This window comes from Saccharopolyspora sp. NPDC002686, from assembly GCF_040295745.1.
Lineage (GTDB): Bacteria > Actinomycetota > Actinomycetes > Mycobacteriales > Pseudonocardiaceae > Saccharopolyspora > Saccharopolyspora oryzae.
Genome location: NZ_JBEOVY010000647.1, coordinates 1 through 1,570, shown reverse-complemented (window position 1 = coordinate 1,570; position 1,570 = coordinate 1). Strand labels below are relative to the sequence as shown.

General features: G+C 69.7%; 1 protein-coding gene. It reads left to right on the top strand.

Annotated features, from left to right (window positions below; genetic code table 11):
- Positions 1–315 precede the first annotated feature (315 nt).
- Entirely contained in the window at positions 316–1,455 is a 1,140-nt protein-coding gene (locus ABTZ89_RS38595) for a chitinase (protein WP_351054433.1), read from the top strand.
- The last annotated feature ends 115 nt before the right edge of the window (positions 1,456–1,570 follow it).

The window sequence follows — 1,570 nt, the reverse complement described above, 5'->3', positions numbered from 1 at the left end:
GATCCCACCAGGTGGACCACAGTTACAATGGAAACTGTGATCCGCCGTGCCTGGGTTCCGCAGTTTCAATTGAAACTGCACACCCCGGGCGTGACGGGACCCCGGCGTGTCGGCGCCCGACACGCCCGGGCGCGGGGGGACTGGTGCGATTTCAATGGAAATTGGACCTCGAAATTCCATTGAATTTGCGTCCCAGCGACTGGCCGGCGGAGCGGGGGGGCTGGGGTGCGGGTGGCGAGTAATGGACTGGACCTTGACCTCGGTCAGTGGTCTAGTCCATTTTTTGTGCTTCGACCCCGACGGATCGGAGCAGTCATGTCACGGATCCGCACCGCGCTCGTCGCCCTGGCCGGGCTCGTCCTCGTCGCCGCACCGGCCTCCGCCACCCCCGGCCCCGAACCCGCCATCAGCGGACAAGCCGGCACCGGGCCGGCCTCTGTCGAAGCCGTCGACATCCCCGGGCACGCCCTGGTCGGGTACCTGCACGCCAGCTTCGCCAACGGCTCCGGTTACGTGCGGATGGCCGACGTGCCCGCCGAGTGGGACGTCATCGACCTGGCCTTCGCCGAGCCGACCTCCCCCACCTCCGGCCAGCTGGAGTTCAACCGCTGCCAGGCCGCCGAGTGCCCGAACGTGGAGAGCGACGAGGAGTTCATCGCCGGGATCCGCGCCAAGCAGGCGGAGGGCAAGAAGGTGCTGCTGTCGGTCGGCGGCGCCAACGGCCAGGTGCGGCTGGAGACGACCGCCGCGCGCGACGCTTTCGTGGCGTCCGCTGCGGAGATCATCGACCGCTACGGCCTGGACGGCCTCGACGTCGACTTCGAGGGCCACTCCCTGGAGCTCGCGCCGGGCGACACCGATCTGAAGCACCCGACCACCCCGGTGGTGGTAAACCTGATCGACGCGCTGCGCGCCCTGAACGACCGCTACGGCGCGGACTTCGTGCTGACCATGGCACCGGAGACGTTCTTCGTGCAGGTCGGCTACCAGCACTACGGCGGCGGCACCGGCGCCGATCCGCGGGCGGGCGCGTACCTGCCGGTGATCGACGCGCTGCGGGACCAGCTGGACCTGCTGCACGTGCAGAACTACAACTCCGGTCCGGTGATGGGCCTGGACGACCAGTACCACACGATGGGCACCGCGGACTTCCACGTCGCGATGATCGACATGCTGCTGACCGGTTTCCCGCTGGCGGGCAACCCGGACAACACCTTCGCCCCGCTGGCTCCCGAGCAGGTCGCGATCGGTCTGCCCGCGGCCAACCCGGCGGGCAACGGCTTCACCCCGGTCCCGGAGGTCCACAAGGCGCTCGACTGCCTGCGCGCCGGGACGAACTGCGGCCCCTACCAGCCGCACGGCACCTACCCGAACCTGCGCGGTCTGATGGCCTGGTCGATCAACTGGGACGTCTACCACGGCGACGAGTTCGCCAAGGCCCACGACGCCTACTGACGCGCGGAGGGCGCCGCTGACCGGTCAGCGGCGCCCTCCGGCTCACGGTGGGCGGCCCGTGATGGGCACCATGCGGTCCAGCAGCGGGGCGTCGGCGGGGGCGTCGACGGCGGTC